This is a genomic window from Streptococcus suis (assembly GCF_002964045.1).
GTDB lineage: Bacteria > Bacillota > Bacilli > Lactobacillales > Streptococcaceae > Streptococcus > Streptococcus suis_U.
Genome location: NZ_POPB01000014.1, coordinates 1 through 266 on the forward strand (window position 1 = coordinate 1; position 266 = coordinate 266).

The 266-nt window shown below is 41.4% G+C and carries 1 protein-coding gene; it reads left to right on the plus strand.

Translation table 11 applies throughout. The features are described 5' to 3' along the window. A partial coding sequence (locus C1E99_RS00045; RefSeq protein WP_193441758.1) for a GBS Bsp-like repeat-containing protein occupies positions 1–266 on the plus strand: 266 nt, incomplete at both ends.

Below are 266 nucleotides of genomic sequence, written 5' to 3' on the forward strand. Positions count from 1 at the left end.
ATCACCGCGTGGTTTAGACAAAGTCTATGTTCCGACCTGGACAGAATCAGGAGGTCAGGATGATATTGTTTGGCATGAAGCATCACGCCAATCAGATGGCAGCTACCTTGCAAGAATTAACAAAACCCAACATAAATATGAATCCGGTAAATATATCTCCCATGTTTATTACCGAGGTCACGAAGGAAGTATGACTGCTATTGGCGGAGTTAGTGTTGAATTGCCAGAATTAAAACCTACAGGCATCATCACAATTGAAAATCGTA